The organism is Streptomyces sp. NPDC058371 (genome assembly GCF_042723265.1).
GTDB lineage: Bacteria > Actinomycetota > Actinomycetes > Streptomycetales > Streptomycetaceae > Streptomyces.
In genome coordinates, this window is the sequence record NZ_JBHXJC010000016.1 from 34,029 (window position 1) to 52,786 (window position 18,758).

Annotated in this window: 17 protein-coding genes and 1 tRNA gene; 8 read left to right on the forward strand and 10 right to left on the reverse strand. The window is 70.7% G+C overall.

Annotated elements, in window-relative coordinates; translation table 11 throughout:
* The first annotated feature begins 25 nt into the window (after positions 1-25).
* Positions 26-1,747 (forward strand): GAF domain-containing sensor histidine kinase, encoded by a 1,722-nt coding sequence (locus ACFWM2_RS33675; RefSeq protein ID WP_383287852.1) that lies wholly within the window; start codon positions 26-28, stop codon positions 1,745-1,747.
* Positions 1,748-2,050: 303 nt separating this feature from the next.
* Entirely contained in the window at positions 2,051-3,097 is a 1,047-nt protein-coding gene (locus ACFWM2_RS33680) for a M23 family metallopeptidase (protein ID WP_383287854.1), read from the forward strand.
* 96 nt (positions 3,098-3,193) lie between these two features.
* Here ACFWM2_RS33680 and ACFWM2_RS33685 read toward each other — a convergent pair whose 3' ends face one another.
* The 8 genes from ACFWM2_RS33685 to ACFWM2_RS33720 all read right to left on the reverse strand — a co-directional run bounded on the left by ACFWM2_RS33685 (position 3,194) and on the right by ACFWM2_RS33720 (position 11,092).
* Positions 3,194-4,063 (reverse strand): Cof-type HAD-IIB family hydrolase, encoded by an 870-nt coding sequence (locus tag ACFWM2_RS33685; RefSeq protein WP_383287856.1) that lies wholly within the window; start codon positions 4,061-4,063, stop codon positions 3,194-3,196.
* 112 nt (positions 4,064-4,175) lie between these two features.
* Positions 4,176-5,087 carry an LLM class flavin-dependent oxidoreductase gene (locus ACFWM2_RS33690; RefSeq protein WP_383287858.1) on the reverse strand — a complete coding sequence of 304 codons (912 nt, stop codon included), beginning with the start codon at positions 5,085-5,087 and terminating at the stop codon, positions 4,176-4,178.
* Positions 5,088-5,269: 182 nt separating this feature from the next.
* A complete protein-coding gene (locus ACFWM2_RS33695) occupies positions 5,270-5,728 on the reverse strand; it encodes a hypothetical protein (RefSeq protein WP_383287859.1) in 459 nt (152 codons plus the stop codon).
* 127 nt (positions 5,729-5,855) lie between these two features.
* Positions 5,856-6,416 carry an RNA 2'-phosphotransferase gene (locus ACFWM2_RS33700; RefSeq protein WP_383287861.1) on the reverse strand — a complete coding sequence of 187 codons (561 nt, stop codon included), beginning with the start codon at positions 6,414-6,416 and terminating at the stop codon, positions 5,856-5,858.
* A gap of 122 nt (positions 6,417-6,538) precedes the next feature.
* A complete protein-coding gene (locus ACFWM2_RS33705) occupies positions 6,539-7,483 on the reverse strand; it encodes a MerR family transcriptional regulator (protein ID WP_383287863.1) in 945 nt (314 codons plus the stop codon).
* A 47-nt stretch (positions 7,484-7,530) separates the two neighbouring features.
* The gene (locus ACFWM2_RS33710; protein WP_383287865.1) at positions 7,531-8,457 is read right to left on the reverse strand and encodes a metal-dependent hydrolase; all 927 of its coding nucleotides are present in this window, start codon (positions 8,455-8,457) and stop codon (positions 7,531-7,533) included.
* The gene (locus ACFWM2_RS33715; RefSeq protein WP_383287867.1) at positions 8,454-10,226 is read right to left on the reverse strand and encodes an SDR family oxidoreductase; all 1,773 of its coding nucleotides are present in this window, start codon (positions 10,224-10,226) and stop codon (positions 8,454-8,456) included. Before ACFWM2_RS33715 ends, ACFWM2_RS33710 begins: the two co-directional genes overlap by 4 nt.
* Positions 10,226-11,092 carry a M24 family metallopeptidase gene (locus tag ACFWM2_RS33720; RefSeq protein WP_383287869.1) on the reverse strand — a complete coding sequence of 289 codons (867 nt, stop codon included), beginning with the start codon at positions 11,090-11,092 and terminating at the stop codon, positions 10,226-10,228. The genes ACFWM2_RS33715 and ACFWM2_RS33720 overlap by 1 nt, the downstream gene beginning before the upstream one ends.
* A 456-nt stretch (positions 11,093-11,548) precedes the next feature.
* Between ACFWM2_RS33720 and ACFWM2_RS33725 the strand changes: the two genes are divergently transcribed.
* The 6 genes from ACFWM2_RS33725 (at position 11,549) to ACFWM2_RS33750 (ending at position 15,800) form a co-directional block, all read left to right on the forward strand.
* Positions 11,549-12,541: an ABC transporter ATP-binding protein gene (locus tag ACFWM2_RS33725; RefSeq protein ID WP_383288154.1), complete on the forward strand. Its 993-nt coding sequence runs from the start codon at positions 11,549-11,551 to the stop codon at positions 12,539-12,541.
* The gene (locus ACFWM2_RS33730; RefSeq protein WP_383287871.1) at positions 12,531-13,436 is read left to right on the forward strand and encodes an ABC transporter permease; all 906 of its coding nucleotides are present in this window, start codon (positions 12,531-12,533) and stop codon (positions 13,434-13,436) included. The genes ACFWM2_RS33725 and ACFWM2_RS33730 overlap by 11 nt, the downstream gene beginning before the upstream one ends.
* Complete coding sequence (locus ACFWM2_RS33735) at positions 13,433-14,344, forward strand: ABC transporter ATP-binding protein (protein WP_383287873.1); 912 nt, start codon at positions 13,433-13,435, stop codon at positions 14,342-14,344. Before ACFWM2_RS33730 ends, ACFWM2_RS33735 begins: the two co-directional genes overlap by 4 nt.
* Before the next feature lie 10 nt (positions 14,345-14,354).
* The gene (locus tag ACFWM2_RS33740) at positions 14,355-15,074 is read left to right on the forward strand and encodes an ABC transporter permease subunit (protein WP_383287875.1); all 720 of its coding nucleotides are present in this window, start codon (positions 14,355-14,357) and stop codon (positions 15,072-15,074) included.
* 128 nt (positions 15,075-15,202) lie between these two features.
* Entirely contained in the window at positions 15,203-15,442 is a 240-nt protein-coding gene (locus ACFWM2_RS33745) for a hypothetical protein (RefSeq protein ID WP_383287877.1), read from the forward strand.
* A 273-nt stretch (positions 15,443-15,715) separates the two neighbouring features.
* A tRNA-Ser gene (locus ACFWM2_RS33750) sits at positions 15,716-15,800 on the forward strand.
* 231 nt (positions 15,801-16,031) lie between these two features.
* Here the strand turns inward: ACFWM2_RS33750 and ACFWM2_RS33755 are convergent.
* Together ACFWM2_RS33755 and serS are read right to left on the reverse strand one after the other, a co-directional pair.
* A complete protein-coding gene (locus ACFWM2_RS33755; RefSeq protein WP_383287879.1) occupies positions 16,032-16,856 on the reverse strand; it encodes an HAD family hydrolase in 825 nt (274 codons plus the stop codon).
* Positions 16,853-18,130 carry a serine--tRNA ligase gene (gene serS, locus ACFWM2_RS33760; protein WP_383287881.1) on the reverse strand — a complete coding sequence of 426 codons (1,278 nt, stop codon included), beginning with the start codon at positions 18,128-18,130 and terminating at the stop codon, positions 16,853-16,855. The genes ACFWM2_RS33755 and serS overlap by 4 nt, the downstream gene beginning before the upstream one ends.
* Positions 18,131-18,758 lie beyond the last annotated feature (628 nt).

The following is an 18,758-nucleotide window of genomic DNA, read 5'->3' on the forward strand; positions in this document are numbered from 1 at the left end:
AAAAGGGACTAACTACGCTCTAGGCATGTCAGCACCCCCCGCCTCCCCCGGGCCCGACCGCGCTCCGAACGCGACGGCACGGGTGCACCGGAGTCCCGGCCCGGGGATGTCCGCGGAACTGACCGCGCGGGTGCCGCAGTTGCTGGAGGCGGTGCGGTCCGTTGGATCCGGCCTGGAACTGCACTCCACGCTGGACCGGATCTGCGAGACCGCGGCCGAGCTGGCGGAGGCGCGCTACGCGGCGATCGGCGTCGTCGCCGCGGACGGTGAGGGGCTCGCCGACTTCGTCTACCAGGGGGTGGGCGGGCGGACAGCGGGGCTGATCGGCCGGCTGCCGGACGGGCACAAGGGGCTGCTCGGCGCCCTCATCCACGACCCGGTGGCCCTGCGGCTCGCAAATCTCGCGGACGACCCGCGCTCCTGCGGCTTCCCCGACCACCACCCCCCGATGCGCAGTTTCCTCGGCGTTCCGATTCGCGTGCAGGGGGAGATCTTCGGGAATCTGTACGTGACCGAGAAGCGGGGCGGCGGCACGTTCAGCGACTACGACCTCAACATGCTCCGAGTGCTCGCCATGGAGGCGGGCATCGCCGTCGGCAACGCCCGTCTGTACGAGGCCGCCAAGCAGCGTGAGCACTGGATCGACGGCTCGGTGGCCGTCACCACCGCGCTCCTCTCGGGCGGCGATGCCGAGGACGCCCTCCAAGTGGTGGCCGAACAGGCCCGGCGCCTCGCGGGGTCGGCGGCCGGGATCGTGCTGTTGCCCGCCGACGAGGGTGGCCTGGAGATCGTCGCCGTGGCCTCGCCGCAGCCGTCCCGGGCGCTCGGCGTCGTCATCCCGCCGGAGAGCGAGCTCATCGGTGAACTCCTGGACGGCGGAGCGGTGTTCGTCGAGGAGGCGGCCACCGACCCGCGCATGCTCACCGACCTCGCCCGCGCCTACGGGCCCGTCATGATGCTGCCCCTGCAGAGCGGCGGCCGGGTCCTCGGCGCGCTCGTCACGCCCCGCGAGCGCGGGGCCCGGCCGTTCACGGAGTCCGAGCGCACCCTGGCCACCCAGTTCGCCTCACAGGCCGCGCTGGCACTGATGATGGCCGAGGCGCAGCGCGACCGGGAGCGGCTCGCCGTCTATGAGGACCGTGACCGGATCGCCCGTGACCTGCACGATCTCGTCATCCAGCGGCTGTTCGCGACCGGGATGATGCTGGAGAGCGCCCAGCGGCGGTCGCTCGCGCCGGAAGTGCAGCAGGGCGTCGGCAAGGCGGTCGACGAACTCGACGTCACCATCCAGGAGATCCGTACCGCCATCTTCGCCCTGCAACAGGGGCCGTCCGAGGTGCCGTCCGGGCTGCGCACCCGCGTCCTGCGTGAGATCAACATGGCCGCCGTACCGCTCGGGTTCAAGCCCGCGCACGACTTCGTCGGACCCGTGGACACGGCGGTCGGCGAGCTGACCGGCAAGAACCTGATCGCCGCCCTGCGCGAGGCCCTCTCGAACGCCTTCCGTCACGCCGGGGCCTGCCGCATCGAGGTCGTCGTCGACGCGACGGTCGTCCTGTCGGACGGCAGCGAGGGCGTACGGCTCACCGTCGCGGACGACGGTGTGGGCATCCCCGACGGCGGCCGGCGCAGCGGACTGAAGAACCTCAAGCGGCGTGCCGAGTCACTGGGCGGCGACAGTTGGTACGGGCCGGGCATCGGCGAGGACGGCGGCGGTACGACGGTGGTGTGGCAGGCGCCCTGCTGATCGGACGCGGGCCCCGCGCGGCGACGCGGCCTCGTGCGCTGACGTGACTTCGTGCGCTGACGTGACCTCGTGTGCCCCACCCGACCTCGGGCGGGCGCTCGGCCGGCCTGACGTGCCCGGCACGACCTCCAAGTTGGCCCGCTCGTGAACGTCGCACATAGCAGGCACCTGCGGATCCGCGGTCAACACGCCCGGAGCAGGCCCCTGTTCGGCCGAGCCGGGTGGTCCATTCGTGGCGACCGATCCCCCAGGCGTACGACCAGAACAGGACCGCGGGCACCGGGGCGGGACACGATCGCAGGCATGCGCCCACTTCGCCGCCGTCCCCTGCTCGTGTCGGCGCCGCTGTGCGCACTCGCGGTCCTCGCGGCCGGGCCCACGACCGCCGACGGCGAATCCGGGGACGTACCCGGCATCAGCGCACAGGTGGCGCGGCTGTACGAGGACGTCTCCGTGGCGACGCGACAGTACGAGGACGGCCGGCGGGAGGCCGTCGCCCAGCGCGCCCGGGCCCAGCGGGCCGAGGAGCTCCTCGCCCGGGAACGGCAGGAGATCGGGGTGCTGCACGGGGACCTCGGCCGGATCGCGCGGGCCCAGTACCGCCAGGGAGGCGGGCTCCCGTACACCGCACAGATGCTGCTCGCGGACAGTCCCGAGGAGCTGATGCGGGGCCAACGTGCCGTCTGGCAGGCGGATCTCGCGGTCAACAACGCCGTGTCCAAGAGCCGGCGTGCGGAGGCCAGGCTCGCCGCGGACGAGGCCAAGGCCGCGGCGGAGTGGCAGGCGCTGGAGAAGCGCAACGGGGAACTCGCCGAGGTGAAACAGACGATCGAGGCGAAACTCGACGAGGCGCGGTCCACGCTCCAGGGGCAGGCCGATGCCTCGGTGGCGGCGGGATCCTGCCGCGGCGCCGTGCAGCTCGACCAGCCCGGAACGCGCTCCACGCGGGCATGGGTCGCCCCGGTGGAGTCGTACGAGCTCTCCGCGAGCTTCGGCAGCGGCGGCGAACGCTGGGCGAACCGGCACACGGGGCAGGACTTCGCGGTGCCCATCGGGACGCCGGTGCGGTCGGTCGCGGCGGGGCGTGTGGTGCGGGTGTCGTGCGGCGGACCGTTCGGCATCGAGATCGTGGTCAAGCACGTGAACGGCTACTGCACGCAGTACGCGCATCTCGCGGCGGTCACCGTCGATCAGGGGGAGCAGGTCTCGCCCGGGCAGTGGATCGGGCAGTCGGGCACGAGCGGCAACTCGACGGGCCCGCACCTGCACTTCGAGGTGCGGGTCACGCCGGACATGGGCACGGCTGTCGACCCGGTGCCGTGGCTGGCCGAGCACGGGGTCGAGCTGTGACTCCGGCACGACGGCGCTGACCGCTGCGACGACTACGACCGCTGGGACGGCCTGGGCCTGCTGGAACCCCCGGTTCGGCCGGACCCGCTAGAAGGGCTAGAACCGCTCCGCCAGGATCCGTTCGATCACGACCGCCACCCCGTCCTCGTTGTTGGCGACCGTTCGGCCGGAGGCCGCGGCGATCACGGCGGGGTGGGCGTTGCCCATGGCGTACGACTGGCCCGCCCAGGTGAGCATCTCGACGTCGTTCGGCATGTCCCCGAAGGCGACGACCTCCTCGTGGGAGATGCCGCGCTCGGCGCAGCACAGCGCGAGTGTGCTCGCCTTGGAGACGCCGGGGCCGCTGATCTCCAGCAGGGCGCTCGGGCTGGACCGGGTGACGTTGGCCCGGTCGCCGATGGCCTGCCGGGCCACGGTGAGGAAGTCGTCCGGGGCGAGCTCGTGGTGGTACGCGAGCACCTTGAGCACCGGCTGGTCGGCGTCGAGGCCGTCCTCCGCGAGCAGGTCCTCGGCCGGCGCGACGATCTCCGGGGGCTCCATGTGCAGCGACGGGTAGCCCGGTTCGAGGTGGAGGCCGTAGGTGCGCTCGACGGCGCAGACGGTGCCGGGGGCGGCGGACCGCAGCAGCTGGATGACGTCGAGCGCGGTCCGGGGCTCCAGTTCGCGGATCTTGACGAAGCGGTGGGCGCCGGGGCCGCCGTGCAGGTCGACCACGGCGGCTCCGTTGCCGCAGATCGCCAGGCCGTGACCGTGGACGTGGTCGCTGACCACATCCATCCAGCGGGCCGGGCGACCGGTGACGAAGAAGACTTCGATGCCCGCCTGCTCGGCGGCGGCGAGAGCGGCGATCGTGCGCTTCGACACCGTCTTGTCGTCGCGCAGCAGAGTGCCGTCGAGATCCGTGGCGATCAGCCGGGTAGGAACGGTGGAGGCCGGGGTCTCGGGCCGTCGAGTCGCTGAGGTCACGTCGGCCATTCTCCCGCATATGCGCGCACGTGTGTGCGGCGGTCCGCACGGGTGAGTGATTACCGTCCCCACCAGCGCCGTTACGCCTCGCTGTCGGCGGCTGCCGGCCGGCTCACGCCAACTGGGCCGGCGCCTCCATGGCGATCTGCTCGAAGATCTTCTCGTCGGTCGCGAAGTCCGAGTCCGGGATGGGCCAGTGGATCACGATATCGGTGATCCCCAGGGCCGCGTGCCGGCCGGCGAAGTCGACGAAGGCGTCGAGGGACTCCAGCGGACGGGCACGGTCCGGGGTGAACCCGGTGAGCAGGATCTTGTCCAGGTCGGCCACGTCCCGGCCGGCCTCCGCACAGGCCGTGCCCAGCTTCTCGAGCTGTCCGCGAATGGCTTGAACCGACTGTTCAGAAGTGCCGTTCTCGTACAGCTTCGGGTCGCCGGTCGTCACCCACGCCTGGCCGTGGCGGGCGGCGAGCTTCAGCCCGCGCGGACCGGTCGCTGCCACGGCGAAGGGCAGCCGGGGCCGCTGCACGCAGCCGGGGATGTTGCGGGCCTCGTGCGCCGAGTAGAAGGAGCCGTCGTACGTGACGCCCTCCGTGCCGTCCTCGGTGAGGAGGCGGTCGAGCAGCGGAACGAACTCGCCGAAGCGGTCGGCCCGCTCGCGCGGCGTCCACGGCTCCTGGCCCAGCGCCGTGGCGTCGAAGCCGGTGCCGCCCGCGCCGATGCCGAGCGTGATCCGGCCGTTCGAGATGTCGTCGAGGGAGATCAGTTCCTTGGCGAGGGTCACCGGGTGCCGGAAGTTCGGCGAGGTCACCAGTGTGCCGAGACGGAGGCGGTCGGTGACGGCGGCCGCGGCGGTCAGCGTCGGTACGGCGCCGAACCACGGGCCGTCCCGGAAGGTCCGCCACGACAGGTGGTCGTACGTGAACGCGGTGTGGAACCCGAGCTGCTCTGCGCGCTGCCAGGCGGAACGGCCACCCTCGTGCCAGCGGCGGTACGGCAGGATCACGGTGCTCAGACGCAAACTCATGCCATCGAGCCTAAACGCAGGACGGAACGGTCGGCGCACGCGGCCGCGCAGCCATGGGCTGCGGAATGGTCGGCGCACGTAGCTGCTCAGCGCCGGGCTGGAACGGTCGGCGCACGCGGTTGCCCAGCCACGGGCTGGAACGGTCGGCGCACGCGCCCGCCCAGCCACGGGCAACGGAACCGTCAGCGCACGCGCCCGCTCAGCCATGGGCTGAGGAGGATCATCGGGACGTACTCCTTGTGCGTCCGGTCGCCGGGCAGCGGAACGACCAGGCGGTAGCCGGGCGGGAAGCGGCGCGCCTTCACATACGCGAGGCCGCCGAAGACGGACCGCAGAAAGGCGGGGACGTCGTCGCGGGGGATGTCGGGGCACTCGATGCCCTCGACGGTGATCAGCGCGTCGTCGTCCGGGTAGAGCCGCACGCTGACCCGGGGCAGTCCACCGAACTCCGCGAAGGCCTCGTGCGGCAGCGAGCCGTCCGGGTCGGTGGTCACGCCCACCCCCGCCGCGCTGCGACGGGACGTCTGGTCGGCGCCGACGTCGTGGCTGACCTCGATCTCGAGGGCGTACTCGTCGGCTATCGCGCGGAGGGCGGTGACGGCGGCCTCGGTGCTGGGCAGGTGCTCCATGACGTTGATCATGCACCGGGCGGGATCCGCCGGGCACCCCCGCCCCCGCGCACGCGGCCACACGCGGCCCCGTCGCACGCGGCCACACGCGGTCCCCTCGCACGCGGTCAATGCGGACCGGGAAACCGCGGGCGCCCAGTCAGTGCGGGCCAGGAAACCGCAGATACCCAGGGGGTACGGCGGCCGTGAGCCACACCCCGTTCGCGCTGACGCGGAAGACGTGGCCGTCGCGGTGCATGGCGGCCGCGTCGACGGAGAGGACGACCGGGCGGCCGCGGCGGGCGCCCACGCGGGTGGCGGTCTCGCGGTCGGCCGAGAGGTGCACGTCGTGCCGGTTCATGGCACGGAGGCCTTCGGCGCGGATCGCGTCCAGGCTGTGGGACACGGTGCCGTGGTACAGGTACGCGGGCGGGGTCGCCGGGGGCAGTCCGAGGTCGACGTCGACCGAGTGGCCCTGGCTGGCGCGGATCCGGGTGCCCTCGATCGCGAAGCGCCGTTTGTCGTTGGTGGCGACCACGTGGTCCAGTTCGGCGCGGCTGAACCGGAAGCCGTGCGCGGCGGCTGCGGCGATCAGCGTGTCGATCTCGACCCAGCCGCCCTCCCCGAGCGTGAGCCCGATCCGCTCCGGCTGATGCCGCAGATGTTTCGAGAGGTACTTCGACACCTTCACGGTGCGTCTTTCATCGATCGGTTCTTCCATCCCGCCAGGGTGCCTGGCGAGACGCTGATCACGCATTTGATTTTGGTCCGGAGGTTTGATCCACAACCAAGTCCGGTTATCCACAGGGGAATTGGCGATTCTGTGGACAAGTGGCGTACGATTTAGGTGGTTTCGTCAAGTTCGGCTGTCTCGCGGTGATTTACTGCCAGTTGATCCAACGTCCTTTTCTGTACCTCCCGTTCGGCGGCGGCAGCGATGAAGGCGGCCGCCTGGTCGGTGCCAACCAGCCCTTCCACGGCCCGCAGTGTGGCTGCCGGAATCGTCACATCGAACGACTCCCACGGGTGCTCCGGCGACTGCTCCGCCCCCAGGTGCTGACGCAGGTGCCGGGTGGCGAACAGGCGCATCGCACGGGCCAGTTCGGCGTCCACCGTCTGCTGTGCGAGCGGGCGCAGCCGGCGTACGAGTGAGGCCGCTTCAGCCGCGTCCGCGTCGGTCGGCGGGTGCTCGCCCAGATAGCGCGCGAAGACGTGCTCGGTCGTGAACTCCAGGAAGCGCGAGGCGATGTGCTCCACCTGCCCCCTCAACTCCCGCAGATGCGAGGAGATCGCGGACAGCGGAACCCCGGCGCCGTGCAACTCCACTGCCACAGCCAGCTCTTGGGGGCTCGGCACGACGTACAGGTCGTCCTGGCCCGGGACGCGCTCGAGTACCCCCAGCTCGACGGCGTCGGCCACCGCCGCGTCGTCCGGGCCGCCGCCGAACCGCTCGGCCAGCTCCGCCCGCGAGATCCGCGTGGCCTCCTCGTCCGTCCAGGGCCCGTCGACCTCGGCGACCAGCCCGAGCACACCGCCGAGACCCCGACCCGCGTCCCAGGCCTCCAGGAGCTCCTTGATCGACGCCAGGGTGTAGCCGCGGTCCAGCAGGCCGGCGATCCGGCGCAGCCGGGCCAGATGTGTGTCCGAGTACACGTTCGCCCGGCCCTGCCGCTCCGGGCGGGGGAGCAGCCCGCGGTCCTGATAGGCGCGGATCGTCCGGACCGTGGCACCGCTGTGGTGCGCCAGGTCCTCGATCCGGTACGCGATACCGGCCGGCTCGCCGTCCACTTTCCCTGCCCTCCGCTGTCGTTCGCTCGCCTGCTCTTCCCACCGCCCTACGCGATGGCCGCCCGCCCGATCGCCCCGGCCGCCGACCGCGCGGCGGGCGACCGTGCCAGATACTCCACGGCCGCGCGCAGCGACCCTTCTCGCGAGGGGTGGTACGACCGGCGCAGATAGCGGGGTATCGCCGACCCGAGCTCCCGCCAGCTGGGCAACAGGCCGCTGCGCACCGCTCTGTTGTGGGCGGCGAGCGAGTAGCGCGGCCGGCCCGGGAGCTGGGGGTCGTGGCGGATGAGGTAGGCCGCGCCCCAGGCCCACAGATAGAGCATCACCGGTGCCGTGACCGCCATGCCGGCCACCCGGCGCGCGTACCGGGGCAGGCCCTCGCCGCCGCAGTGCTGGTACATGTCGAAGGCGACCGCGCGGTGCTCGACCTCCTCCGCGCCGTGCCAGCGCAGCAGGTCGAGCATGACCTCGTCGGCCCCGGCGCGGTCCAGGCCCTCGGCAGCCAGCACCCAGTTGCCGAGCACCGCCGTGAACTGCTCGATCGCCGCCACCACCGACAGCCGGAAGCGCAGCCACTCCGCCCGCGGGACCGGCGCCCCAAGCGGCGGCTGCTCACCGAGCAGCTTCTCGAAGAGGAAGTCGACGTATTTGGTGAAGCCGGCGGTGTCGAGGTGCTGGGCCGCCAGATGGTCCAGCACGTACGCGTGCTGCACGCTGTGTGTGGCCTCCTGGCCCATGAACCCCTTGACGTCCTTGAGGAGTTCGGGGTCGTCGACCAGCCGGAGGCCCTCCCTGAAGACCTTCACGAACCACCGCTCCCCCGCCGGCAGCAGCAGATGCAGCACATTGATGACATGGGTCGCGGTGGGCTCGTCCGGAATCCAGTGCAGCGGGGTGCGCTCCCAGTCGAAGGCCACCCGGCGCGGACTGATCGCGTAGTGCTCCTGGGAGCCCGCGGGCTGCTGGTCGCTCACAGCGGCGGCTCCAGTCGGGCGATCGCGCGCAGCGCCTTCGGTGTGAAGCGGGACATGAGGTGGGCGCCGCGTGCCTCGGGTGTCACGGGGACGACGGCCTGGTTGCGGACCACCGCGCGCAGGATCGCGTCGGCGACCTTCTCCGGCGGATAGTTGCGCAGCCCGTACAGACGCGCCGACTTCTTCTGGCGCCGCTTCTCCTCGGTCGCGTCGACCCCCGCGAAGCGCGCGGTGGCGGTGATGTTCGTGTTGACGAAGCCGGGGCAGATCGCCGAGACACCGATGCCCTGTCCGGCGAGCTCCGCGCGCAGGCACTCGCTGAGCATCAGCACCGCGGCCTTGGATGTGCTGTAGGCGGGCAGCGCCTTCGAGGGCTGGTACGCGGCGGCCGACGCGGTGTTGACGATGTGGCCGCCCTGTCCGCGTTCGGCCATCTGCTTCCCGAAGAGCCGGCAGCCGTGGATCACGCCCCACAGATTGACGTCGAGGACCTTCTTCCAGTCCTCCGCCGTCGTGTCGAAGAAGGAGCCCGACAGGCCGATCCCCGCGTTGTTCACCAACACGTCCACCACCCCGTACTCGGTGGCGACCTTCTCGGCGAGCTTCTCCATGGCCTGCTCGTCGGAGACGTCGACCGTCTCCGCCCAGGCCTCGGGGGAGCCGATCAGCCGGGACATCTCCGCCGTACGGGCGGCACCCTCCGCGTCCCGGTCGACGGCCACCACGCGCGCGCCGGCCTCGGCGAACGCGAAGGCGGTGGCCCGTCCGATGCCGCTGCCCGCGCCGGTGACGAGCACGAGCTGCCCGCCGAACCGGTCGGCGTACTTGCCGGTGGCCCCCGTGCCGAGCGCGGGCACGCCGCCTCCGCGGCCCTCGTTCGCCGTCACGAACTCGGTGATCCAGGAGGCCAGTTGGTCAGGGCGCGTGCGCGGGATCCAGTGCTTGGCCGGGAGCGTGCGGCGCACCAGCTGCGGCGCCCACGTCTCCAGCCCGTCGTACAGCCGCTCGGAGAGAAACGCGTCCCCCAGCGGCGTGATGAGCTGCACGGGCGCGTGTGCGTACGCGTCGGCGCGGGGCCTGCTCAGCCGCGCCCGCACGTTGTCCCGGTACAGCCAGGCGCCGTGCGCCGCGTCCGAGGGCAGCGACGGGGTCGGATAGCCGTCCGCCGGCACCTTCTCGACGCGCTGCAGGATCTTCGGCCAGCGCTTGCCGAGCGGTCCGCGCCAGGCGAGCTCGGGCAGGACGGGGGTATGCAGCAGGTACACGTACCAGGACTTGGCGCCCTGGCCGAGTAGCTGGCCCACCCTGCGCGGGGTGGGCCGCTTCACGCGCTGCTTGATCCAGTGCCCGAAGTGGTCAAGCGACGGCCCCGACATCGACGTGAAGGACGCGATGCGGCCCTCCGTGCGCTCGACCGTGACGAACTCCCAGGACTGCACCGAACCCCAGTCGTGTCCCACCAGGTGCACCGGCTCGTCGGGGCTGACCGCTTCCACGACGGCCAGGAAGTCGTCCGTCAGCTTCTCCAGCGTGAACCCGCCACGCAGCGGCTGCGGCGCCGACGACCTGCCGTGTCCGCGCACGTCGTAGAGCACCACGTGGAAGCGCTCGGCGAGCCGCACCGCGACCTCGGACCACACCTCCTTGGAGTCCGGATAGCCGTGCACGAGCACCACCGTGGGCCGGCTCTCGTCGCCCAGCTCGGCGACGCACAGCTCGACCCCGCCCGTCCGCACCCAGCGCTCCCGCGCCCCTGCCAGCCCCGCCATCACACGCCCTCCGCCCAGCGCCGCACATGCGGCAGATCGTCGTCCAGCCAGAACGCGCTCTGTTCGGGGTCCTTGGAGTCGGTGACGACCAGGATCTCCTCGAACTTCGCGCCCGTGCCCCGGAACCCGAGGTGCGGCTCGACCGCCCACAGCCCCGGCCGGGGCGGGTGGTCGGAGAATTTGTACGGCGACCACAGCGGCGACCAGCCGTCGCGGTGCCCGTGGAGCGCATCGCTCGCCAGCCCCTTCAGGGACTGCGTGCCGAACCCGAACAGATGCGGCGACCAAGGGCGTTCCTTCACCCGGCCCACCTTGTGGGCGATCACACCGAACGGGTAAGCGCGATGCCGGTTCGCGTAGCCCTGGCGGACCATGAGGCGGTCCACGTCCTCGTAGATCTCGCGCAGCGGGCGGCGCTCACGCACCTCGCGCAGGATCAGCTCGCGGTGCGCCTCCAGGTCGGCGAGCAGCTTGTCCTGGAGAGGATTCAGGCCCAGGGAGCCCGAGTAGCCGATGTCCGCGGTGAAGCCCTTGTAGACCGGGGCCATGTCGAGGATGAACGGCATGCCCGCTTCCAGGCGCCGGTTGGTGGGGAAGAACTGCAGCGGTATCCGGAAGTTCACGAACGCCGTGCGGTCGCCGAACCAGGCGAAGGGCAGATGGAACCAGTCCCGCACCCCGCGCTCGCCCAGCCACTCGCGCTGCATGCGCGCCGCCTCGCGCTCGGTCACGCCCGGCTTCAGCTGCGCCGCGACCGCCTCCGCACACTCGTACGCGAGGCGCTGCACCTCCCTGAAGCCCCGCAACTCCGCGGAGAGTCCGGCCGCCCCCGGTGAGTCCACTGATGAGGCCACTGCTGAGCTCATGCCACCGTCCGTCCCACGCCGATCGCCGTACGCGCTCGTAACTTGACACTGATGAATGTGACAATTGTTAGAGGCTGCGTCAATAGGCGGGCGGGAAGCCTGTGGACAAGGTGCGGCCTGTGGACAACCGGTGGCGGGGGGGGGGGGGGGGGGGTTGGGGGGGGGGGGGGGGGGGGGGCGCGGGGAGGGGGTTGGGGGGTGGGGGGGGGGTGAAGGGGGGTTGGGGGGGGTGCTGGCGGGAGGGGGGGAGGGGGGCGGGGGGGAGGGGCGGGGTCTAGAAAAGCTTTCTGTCTCCCCCCCCCCCCCCCCCCCGCCACCGTGAGTGCGCCGACCGCCGCCTGGTTGTTCGACTTCAGGGGGACCCCTACGGGCCCGTACGACTGGAGTCTGAGGCCGATACACCTCCACGGGCTGACGACCCGTGTGGCGTGCGCCACTACCTTCGAGAACGTGACTGTGATCGCGACCGAAAGCCTGAGCAAGCGGTTCCCACGGGTGACCGCGCTTGACCGGCTCTCCGTGGACGTCGGGCCCGGTGTGACCGGACTCGTCGGAGCCAATGGAGCCGGCAAGTCCACACTGATCAAGATCCTGCTGGGTCTGTCCCCCGCCACCGAGGGCCGTGCCGAAGTGCTCGGACTCGACGTCGCCACCAAGGGCGGCGAGATCCGCGAGCGGGTCGGATACATGCCCGAGCACGACTGCCTGCCGCCCGACGTCTCGGCCACCGAGTTCGTCGTCCACATGGCGCGCATGTCCGGCCTGCCGCCCACCGCGGCCCGCGAGCGCACCGCGGACACGCTGCGCCACGTCGGGCTGTACGAGGAGCGCTACCGCCCCATCGGCGGCTACTCGACCGGCATGAAGCAGCGCGTGAAGCTCGCGCAGGCCCTTGTCCACGACCCCCAGCTGGTCTTCCTGGACGAGCCGACCAACGGCCTCGACCCGGTCGGCCGTGACGAGATGCTGGGCCTGATCCGCCGTATCCACACCGACTTCGGGATCTCGGTGCTCGTCACCTCGCACCTCCTGGGCGAGCTGGAGCGCACCTGTGACCACGTCGTGGTCGTCGACGGCGGCAAGCTGCTGCGCTCCAGCTCCACCACCGACTTCACCCAGACCACCACGACCCTCGCCATCGAGGTCACCGACACCGAAGAGCACCCGGACGGCACCCGCGCGGTCCGCGAGGTGCTGCACGCGCGCGGGGTCGAGACCCACGACGGCAGTGGACTGCCCGGCGCGGGACACGTCCTGCTGCTGACCGCCGAGGGCGAGGAGACGTACGACGTCGTACGCGACATCGTCGCCGACCTCGGCCTGGGCCTGGTCCGCATGGAGCAGCGCAGGCACCACATCGCCGAGGTCTTCCACGACGAACCGACGCACGCGCAGCCGGACCCGCACACCCAGAGCGCACGGAAGGAGGCGATCGGCCATGGCCATTGAGCAGTCCCTCACCCAGCGCGGTGAGCAGACCCGGATCCACAACATCGGCTACCGCAACTACGACGGCCCCCGCCTCGGCCGCGCCTACGCCCGCCGCTCGCTGTACTCGCAGTCCCTGCGCGGCGCCTACGGCCTCGGGCGCTCGGTGAAGTCCAAGGTGCTGCCGATGCTGCTCTTCGTGGTGATGTGCGTGCCCGCGGCCATCATGGTCGCGGTCGCCGTCGCCACCAAGGCGAAGGACCTGCCCCTCGACTACACGCGCTACGCGATCGTCATGCAGGCCGTCATCGGTCTCTACGTCGCCTCCCAGGCGCCGCAGTCCGTCTCGCGCGACCTGCGCTTCAAGACCGTACCGCTGTACTTCTCGCGCCCCATCGAGACCACCGACTACGTCCGCGCCAAGTACGCGGCCCTCGCCTCGGCGATGTTCGTCCTGACGGCCGCGCCACTGCTGGTGCTCTACGTGGGCGCCCTGCTCGCCAAGCTCGACTTCTCCGACCAGACGAAGGGATTCGCCCAGGGGCTGGTATCCGTGGCACTGCTCTCCCTGCTCTTCGCCGGCATCGGCCTGGTCATCTCGGCGGTCACACCGCGGCGCGGCTTCGGCATCGCAGCCGTCATCGCCGTCCTGACCATCTCCTACGGCGCCGTCTCCACCCTCCAGGCCATCGCGGACTCGCAGTCCAGCACCTCGGCCGTCCCCTGGCTCGGGCTCTTCTCGCCCGTGACGCTCATCGACGGCGTACAGACCGCCTTCCTCGGCGCGAGTTCCTCCTTCCCCGCAGGGGAAGGACCCACGTCCGCGCAGGGCGTCGTCTACCTCGTCGTCGTCCTGGGCCTCATCGCCGGCTGCTACGGCCTGCTGATCCGCCGCTACCGAAAGGTCGGGCTGTGACCACGCTGAACATCGACCACGTCTCACGCTGGTTCGGCAACGTGGTGGCGGTCAACGACATCACCATGACGATCGGCCCGGGCGTCACCGGCCTGCTCGGCCCGAACGGCGCGGGGAAGTCCACCCTCATCAACATGATGGGCGGCTTCCTCGCCCCCTCCACCGGCACCGTCACCCTCGACGGCCAGCAGGTCTGGCGCAACGAACAGATCTACCGGCACATCGGCATCGTCCCCGAGCGCGAGGCGATGTACGACTTCCTCACCGGCCGCGAATTCGTCGTCGCCAACGCCGAGTTGCACGGTCTGGGCAAGAAGGCCGCCCAGAAGGCACTCGCCACGGTCGAGATGGAGTACGCGCAGGACCGGAAGATCTCCACGTACTCCAAGGGCATGCGGCAGCGCGTGAAGATGGCGTCCGCGCTCGTCCACGAGCCGTCGCTGCTGCTGCTCGACGAGCCCTTCAACGGCATGGACCCGCGCCAGCGCATGCAGCTCATGGACCTGCTGCGGCGCATGGGCGACGAGGGCCGCACGGTGCTCTTCTCGTCCCACATCCTCGAAGAGGTCGAGCAACTCGCCGCGCACATCGAGGTGATCGTCGCCGGCCGGCACGCGGCGAGCGGCGACTTCCGGCGCATCCGGCGGCTGATGACCGACCGCCCGCACCGCTATCTCGTCCGCTCCAGCGACGACCGCGTGCTGGCGGCCGCACTGATCGCCGACCCGTCGACAGCCGGCATCGAGGTGGACCTGGCGGAGGGCGCACTGCGCATCCAGGCGGTCGACTTCGGCCGGTTCACCGCCCTGCTGCCGCGGGTCGCCCGCGACCACGGCATCCGGCTGCTCACGGTCTCGCCGTCGGACGAGTCCCTCGAGTCCGTCTTCTCGTATCTCGTCGCGGCGTAGGAGGCCCAAGATGTACGACCCCACAGTCGCCCGGCTCACCTATCGAGCCCTGCTCGGCCGCCGCCGGGCCCTCATCCTGGGCGCCCTGCCCCTGCTGCTGATCGTGATCGCCGGCGTCGTGCGCGCCCTGACCGGCGCCGACGACCAGGTCGCGGCCGACGTGCTCGGCGGCTTCGCGCTCGCCACGATGGTGCCGATCATCGGCGTGATCGCCGGCACCGGAGCCATCGGGCCCGAGATCGACGACGGTTCCGTGGTCTATCTGCTCGCCAAGCCGCTGAAGCGGCCGACGATCATCTTCACCAAGCTGATCGTCGCCGTCGCCGTCACCATGGCGTTCTCCGCGATCCCGACCTTCATCGCGGGCCTGATCCTCAACGGCAACGGCCAGCAGATCGCCGTCGCCTACACCGTGGCCGCCCTGGTCGCCTCGATCGCGTACGCGGCACTCTTCCTGCTCCTGGGGACGGTGACCCGGCACGCGGTGGTCCTCGGCCTCGTCTACGCCCTCGTCTGGGAGGCCCTCTTCGGGTCCCTCGTCGCCGGGGCGCGCACGCTCAGCGTCCAGCAGTGGTCGCTCGCCGTGGCCCACAAGGTCACCGGCGGGGACCTCGTCACCTCGGACGTGGGACTGACCACCGCGACGGTGCTGCTGGTCACGGTCACCGTGCTCGCCACCTGGTACGCGGGACAGAAGCTCCGGACGCTGAAGCTGGCCGGCGAGGAGTGAGCGGGGCCTCCACGCGCGCGTGCCACCGTCACCGTGCACGCACGCGTGGAGCCCCTTTTTTCTTGACATCGGCTTCACCTGTGTCGGAGCACACTGGCAAAGGGGCTGCACGGCCGGGAGGAACGGGGATGGCAGTCGAGGAACCGCACAACGACGGTCGCGAGGGATCCGGGGACGTCTGGGACGACCTCGTCCTGGACGAGGACTTCATACGGTCCGCCGATCAGGAGGAGCCGTCCGCCCGCGCCCGGATGCTCGCCGCCCGCTGGCGCGACGGCGGACCCGATCCGCAGCCCTGGCGCTCGGACGAGCCGCCCGCCGGCTGGTTCTTCAGCAAGGCCCGTCGACGCAGGTGGCGCCGCCGGTAGGCAGCTCTGCCCGTGGCTGTGCCCGATCGTTTAATCAGTGGCGTCCAAGTCGGCCCGTGGGCACAGTGGTTGTGTACACACCGCCGGTTCGAGTCGGCGCCAGATTCCGGGAGAGGAGCGCGACGATGCCCTTCAGTAGCAGTCCGTCGAGTTCCCGGCAGGGCAGCCCGCGGCGGTTTCCGGAGTAGTCACCCCTCCGTGAAGCCCGCCCGTACGGGGAGTTGCCCGGGGCGGCCGCTTCGAGCGCGCGTTCTTCGCGCGGGCCGCCCACCCGGAGGATTGGCCGAGAGGCAAGGCACCGGCTTGCTAAGCCGTGGTCGGGGTCAGCCCCGCGCGCGTTCGATCCGCGCATCCTCCGCAAGAACCAGGACGACGTACCACCGCTTCGACCGCATGCCCCGGTGACGGGAACGCGCCTTCACGGCACACACCATTCACCACACGCGCTGTCAGCGCAGGAAACCGCCAGCCCAGCCCCGCGACCACGCGCCTTCACGGCAAGGCGCCTTCACGGCACGCGCCTCCACGGCATACGCCGTCACCGCACGCGACCGACGACCCAGCAACCGCCGGCCCAGCCCCGCGACCGCTAGCCCAGCAACCGCTCCAGGACCACCGCGATCCCGTCCTCCTCGTTGGAGGTCGTCACCTCGTCGGACACGGCCTTGAGGTCGGGGTGGGCGTTGGCCATGGCCACGCCGTGGGCGGCCCAGGCGAACATGGGGACGTCGTTCGGCATGTCGCCGAAGGCGATCGTGTCGGCGGCCTTCATACCCAGACGGCGGGCCGCCAGGGACAGTCCCGTGGCCTTCGACAGGCCGAGGGGGAGGAGCTCCACGATGCCCGCGCCCGCCATCGTGACGCCGACCAGACCGCCCGCGGCCTGCGCCGCCACCTGGGCGAGCTCGTCGTCGGAGAGGGTCGGGTGCTGGACGTACACCTTGTTCAGCGGAGCCGACCAGAGATCGTCGGCGTCCTTGATCGGGAGATAGGGGAGCGGGCCCTCGTGCACCCGGTAACCGGGGCCGACCAGCACCTCGCCGTCCAGACCGTCGCGGCTCGCCGCCAGGAGCAGCGGACCGACCTCGGCCTCGATCTTGGCGAGCGCCAGACCCGCCAGCTGCCGGTCCAGGGTCACCGAGGTGAGCAGCCGGTGCTCCCCCGCGTCGTACACCTGCGCGCCCTGTCCGCACACCGCGAGCCCGTCGTATCCGAGGTCATCGAGTATGTGCCGGGTCCAGGGCACCGCCCGTCCGGTGACGACGATGTGTGCGGCGCCCGCCGCGGTGACCGCGGCGAGCGCCTCACGGGTGCGCTGCGAGACCGTGTCGTCGGGACGCAGCAGCGTCCCGTCGAGATCGGTCGCGACGAGCTTGTAGGGGAACGAGCCGGTCGACCCAGGAGCGCCGGTCACTTGGCGACCGGCTCCAGGACCTCGCGGCCGCCCAGGTACGGCCGCAGCATCTCGGGCACCCGCACGGATCCGTCGGCCAGCTGGTGGTTCTCCAGGATCGCGACGATCGTGCGCGGTACGGCGCACAGCGTGCCGTTAAGCGTCGCGAGCGGCTGGACCTTCTTGCCGTCGCGCATGCGGACCGACAGTCGGCGGGCCTGGAAACCCTCGCAGTTGGAGGCGGACGTCAGCTCGCGGTACTTGCCCTGGGTCGGGATCCACGCCTCGCAGTCGAACTTGCGGGTCGCGGAGGCGCCGAGGTCGCCCGAGGCCACGTCGATCACCTGGAAGGGCAGCTCAAGACCGGTCAGCCACTGCTTCTCCCAGTCCAGGAGCCGCCGGTGCTCGTTCTCCGCGTCCTCGGGAGCGACGTACGAGAACATCTCGACCTTGTCGAACTGGTGCACGCGGAAGATGCCGCGGGTGTCCTTGCCGTACGTGCCGGCCTCGCGGCGGAAGCACGGCGAGAAGCCGGCGTACCGCAGCGGGAGCTTGTCCGCGTCGATGATCTCGTCCATGTGGTACGCCGCGAGGGCGACCTCGGAGGTGCCGACCAGGTAGTAGTCGTCCTTCTCCAGGTGGTACACGTTCTCCGCGGCCTGGCCGAGGAAGCCGGTGCCCTCCATGGCGCGCGGGCGGACCAGCGCCGGCGTGAGCATGGGGATGAAACCGGCCTCGGTGGCCTGGGCGATCGCCGCGTTGACGAGGGCGAGCTCCAGCAGGGCGCCGACGCCCGTCAGGTAGTAGAAGCGCGAGCCGGACACCTTGGCGCCCCGCTCGACGTCGATCGCGCCGAGCGCCTCGCCGAGCTCCAGGTGGTCCTTGGGCTCGAAGCCCTCGGCGCCGAAGTCGCGGATCGTGCCGTGCGTCTCCAGGACGACGAAGTCCTCCTCGCCGCCGACGGGCACGTCGGGGTGCACGAGGTTGCCGAGCTGGAGCAGCAGCCGCTTGGTCTCCTCGTCCGCCTCGTGCTGCTCGGCGTCGGCCGTCTTGACGTCGGCGGCCAGCTGACCCGCCTCCTTCAGCAGCTCGGCCTTCTCGTCGCCGGAGGCCTTGGGGATGAGCTTGCCGAGCGCCTTCTGCTCGGAACGCAGCTCGTCGAAGCGGACGCCGGACGACCTGCGCCGTTCGTCGGCAGAGAGGAGGGCGTCGACGAGCGCGACGTCCTCTCCACGGGCGCGCTGAGACGCGCGCACACGGTCGGGGTCCTCACGGAGCAGGCGAAGGTCAATCACCCCTCAAGGCTACCGGTGCCCGCTCAGGCCTCACGACTCGATATTCCGGCCCGCTCCATATGTTCTGATATGGGCGAAATGACGGAATGAATGACCGTCGGTTTCAAGGTCTTGCCCCGTGATCGCTATTGATCACCAATAGACCGTCAATGATCGTCAATAAAAGGGGCGGTACTCGCTGAAAGGGGGCAGGGTGGCGCTGTGGCGTTGACTGGAATCCCTTGCGGGGAGCGGGACTTGGGGAGGTGGTTGTCCACAGGGATCCGCCTCTCCGGAAAGTTATCCACAGGCTGTGTGGAAGATCTGTGGATGCCGGAAGTGATCGTTCCGAAAGCCGCATGACGGACGAAGAATTCCCGTGGCAAACCATCCCTACACCCACTTTCGAGTGGAAATGGTTCGCTCCAAAGGATTGATCAAGGGAAAAGGGTGGACGAGGGGTGACCTGCGGGGCTGTGGACGAAGTTGGGGCCTGTAGGGCGATTTGTCGATGATGTAGTGCTTCGTTGTCGACTTGTCCCCAGGTCGAGAAGCTGCCCTGTGGATAACTCTGTGGACGACGCAAATCTGCTGGTAGGACCGGCCGCGATGAGTCGCACCCGAGCGCCCGTGGACGGCGGGATCGGTG